We start from the raw sequence: 3442 nt of genomic DNA, 5'->3' as shown, positions 1-3442 counted from the left end.
TCTGACCCGCAAGCCATCGAGGCCGCCGCGACCGGAGGCGGGCAAGCCATCGACCCGGTGCGTGAGGTCGGCGACGACTTCTCCGGCGTCGTGTTCAAAGTCCAGGCCGGCATGGACAAGAACCACCGCGATACCCTCGCCTTCATGCGCGTCGTCTCCGGCGAATTCGACCGCGGCATGCAGGTTACACACGCCCAGTCAGGCCGCAGCTTCTCCACCAAGTACGCGCTGACCGTCTTCGGCCGCGACCGCGACACCGTGGAAACTGCCTTCCCCGGCGACATCATCGGCCTTGTCAACGCCGGATCACTTGCCCCCGGCGACACCATCTACGCCGGCAAGAAGGTCCAGTTCCCACCGATGCCGCAGTTCGCGCCGGAGCACTTCCGTACGCTGCGCACCAAGTCCCTGGGCAAATACAAGCAGTTCCGTAAAGCACTCGAGCAGCTTGACGCGGAAGGAGTCGTGCAGATCCTCCGCAACGACCTGCGTGGCGACGCCGCTCCTGTCATGGCCGCCGTCGGCCCCATGCAGTTCGAAGTCATGCAGGCCCGCATGGAAAACGAATACAACGTCGAGACCGTGGCTGAGCCCATCCCCTACTCCGTGGCCCGCCGCACCGACGCCGAATCCGCCCCAGAGCTGGGCCGCCAGCGTGGCGTAGAAATCTTCACCCGCACCGACGGCGAACTCATCGCCCTATTCGGCGACAAGTGGAAGCTCGCCTTCATTGAGAAAGAGCACCCCGAACTCACCATGGAGCCCCTCGTCGCCGACTAGGCCAGCCCTTCCGGGGCCAGCTCACCCCTTCTAGTGCCCTAACGCACTGGAAGATTGTTGTTCGTTATCCGTCCACGGCGCGCCACCTTTTCGCCGTCCCAGTACTACGTAAACGTGCTGTTGCACTTCTGCGAGTCGGCGTTTCCAGCACCGGACATATTCAACGCTTCACAGCCGTTGTACAGGGCGGGAAGCTGCTGTCGACGTTCGACGTTACTCGCATCATCTGCAGGAACGCTGTTGAGTCAATCCCGATGTACTCTCCCTTTTTGGAACATCAGAATCACGCTCCAAACTGCGCATTCCCCTGCTGCGCCTCCCGCATGAGTGCGAAACTCAGATCACCACACGAGTCATAATTCGTGTGCCCCGTAAAGACCCAGCCACCAGCCACATTTGGATATTACTCATTCGGATCAGCCATTGCTTTGTGAATCCCCGGTGCAGCGGGATCCGTGTCGCAGTCCCCTTTGTAGTCGGTGGCCGCATCCACTGTGCTCTTGGAGGCACCATCGGCGTGCGATTCAGTCACCTGCAATGGTGGTTCCCCGATGTAGTCGCCTTCAGAGTCACTGCATCCAGCTGGGAGGGCAGTGCCAGAAAGCACCATCCCCACAAAGATCTTGGTCACGTGGTCGCCATGGTGTTTGCCGCCATTGTTGCAATGAGGCATTGGAGTCACTGGCTTTCTTTCCAGGGGATAAGAACGTGGCCTGCACACAGTTCTACGTAGACCCCCTCATTCGGAGGGTACTCCGACAAATTATGCCTCACCCCGCATGTCACACACCCCAAGGCACGGGTCACCGCCGAATTCTCTGCCGGATCTGAGTATTGAGCTCGATGCGCAAACTGTCGGATCTGCCCAACCCAGCTCGCTCCGTTCCCGGGTCTTATTCCATGTGCCCCCTTACCACGGCTACCCGCTCTCATCGTTGTTGTACCTATGGTGCTCCCGACACAACCCGGTGAGGTTGCTAATTGCTGAATTGATTCAGACAGGGTGTAGCCCTCTCAACTGGTGTTACTCGGTAAAAAGTTGGTGCACATCCATCATGATTAAGCCCAAAAAGGGTAACCTGTGCATCTCCTCCGTACCCCGGACGGCTCCCTCCAAGGAGGCTAGAACGGGTATCCTTTATGTCCGACCTATTGCGTATTGTGGATGTATGGACTGGTTGCAATTCTGGGAATGGGATATATGGCCCTGGTTGGGTGGCATTATTGCTTCCCAGCCGTTCCTTACCCTCATGGTGCCGGCGACAACTCTCACGGGCATAGTTGTCACCACGAAAAGTAACGAACGTATTCGTCGCTGGGACCTTCAGACAGAGGGAAAACAATGGCGTTATGAGGTGGAGAACGACAACGCGGCGGTGCAGCGCCAAGCGGTCCGCGCCTTTTTGACGGAGGTGGCAGACCTCGACGGTAAGATCAGTGAGGACTTTCTAGCGGAACATGAGCCGTTAGCAGAGATGTCTGGATTAAAAGATGGTGAATACGAGAAAGAACTAGTAAAGCTCCACTTGAAATACTGGGGCGTGTTTAGATCAAAGGTTAAGCAACACCTTTTGACACTGGAGTTAAGCCTGGCGGACGAAGATGTACGCGCTCAAGCCTCCAAGGTTGGCGAAGCATTCCGCAAGGATGAAATAAAGCTGGCCTCACCTGATAAAGAGGGAGACACATATCAATCCCCGTACAGTATTCCGTTTTTCACTTCACCCAGTCCCATTTCTGAAGACGTAAATAAAACCCTCGAGGAATTGAAACGAATAGCCACTGAACGCCTCCACCCGCTCCCGTCGGAGCTGCCAGTAAAGCATCCACGATGTCCCCGGCTGTGGCGACGCAACTAGAGCTGCCTCCCGGATGACGAAAGGAACAACAAAAGTGGCGGCACGCACAATCTATATTTTACATCGGTTTTAGAGGGAGTACCGCCAGTTTCCAGCGCCATAATCGCATTGGTCTCAAAATATCTCCAGGGGCCGTTTTCGCCAGTCGCAACTTTATGCCGCCCACCGTCCACCAAGGCTTGCTCGTTCGTTCAAGTACCGCCATACAATCTGCTTGTTGTGCTTGGTTTTGAATGCGTCTCCAATACCGTTTAAACAACAAACTATCGGTCCACACCGGTTTGTATGTGAGTGAAAGAGATTCACCTAACTCAATCACGCAACCTACAACAATCTCGCCTCGCCCTTTACATCTCATTTCGCTGATATGGCCTCGAAAACCGTCTTTCGGATACACCAGGCTATTTCCTTTTTCAAAGGCAAAAGTGTCCCCAAAAGCAACGGCACGAAACCCGTTGTTTCGGAGTAGTGCCGTTTCGTCATCAATGCGGCGAAGTTCGAAACGTGGGCGGGAGGTCCGTTCAATAAAACCGAGAGCAGAAGCAACTAATAGACCAGATACAACGCCCGAGACGGTTCCGTCCGTAATTCCATTTGACCAGCACATTGGAATGGAGTTTCCCTTTCGCGACTTTTGACACCTGGGGTCTTCCTGATTTTAACGAGCGTATCTGAATGAACTTGCCCCCGAAAGTTGGACTGGTTTAATTCTAGGCGGTTAGGTCTTCAAGGGTCTGATTCCGATATTGGATCGGGGTCAGACCCTTGAGTCGTTGTTGGATGCGTTCGGTGTTGTACCACTG

At 55.2% G+C, this 3442-nt stretch carries 5 protein-coding genes; 2 read left to right on the top strand and 3 right to left on the bottom strand.

Annotated elements, in window-relative coordinates; genetic code table 11:
- Positions 1–780 (top strand): peptide chain release factor 3 (locus tag F4V54_RS10470; protein WP_487246617.1); only part of this gene is annotated, 780 nt, incomplete at its 5' end.
- A 403-nt stretch (positions 781–1183) separates the two neighbouring features.
- Here the strand turns inward: F4V54_RS10470 and F4V54_RS10465 are convergent.
- Positions 1184–1411: a hypothetical protein gene (locus tag F4V54_RS10465; protein ID WP_150387100.1), complete on the bottom strand. Its 228-nt coding sequence runs from the start codon at positions 1409–1411 to the stop codon at positions 1184–1186.
- A gap of 538 nt (positions 1412–1949) precedes the next feature.
- Between F4V54_RS10465 and F4V54_RS10460 the strand changes: the two genes are divergently transcribed.
- Positions 1950–2639, top strand: a complete 690-nt coding sequence (locus F4V54_RS10460; RefSeq protein WP_150387099.1) for a hypothetical protein — start codon at positions 1950–1952, stop codon at positions 2637–2639.
- Positions 2640–2697: 58 nt separating this feature from the next.
- On the opposite strand, the gene F4V54_RS10455 is transcribed toward F4V54_RS10460, so the two are convergent.
- Together F4V54_RS10455 and F4V54_RS10450 are read right to left on the bottom strand one after the other, a co-directional pair.
- Positions 2698–3246: a hypothetical protein gene (locus F4V54_RS10455; protein ID WP_150387098.1), complete on the bottom strand. Its 549-nt coding sequence runs from the start codon at positions 3244–3246 to the stop codon at positions 2698–2700.
- 103 nt (positions 3247–3349) lie between these two features.
- Positions 3350–3442: IS3 family transposase (locus F4V54_RS10450; protein ID WP_150387097.1), on the bottom strand; the 93-nt coding region annotated here is incomplete at its 5' end.

Source organism: Corynebacterium tuscaniense, assembly GCF_008693065.1.
In the GTDB taxonomy this organism is placed as follows: Bacteria; Actinomycetota; Actinomycetes; order Mycobacteriales; family Mycobacteriaceae; genus Corynebacterium; species Corynebacterium tuscaniense.
The sequence above is the reverse complement of the archived record's forward strand: the minus strand, read 5'-3'. Positions and strand labels throughout refer to the sequence as shown.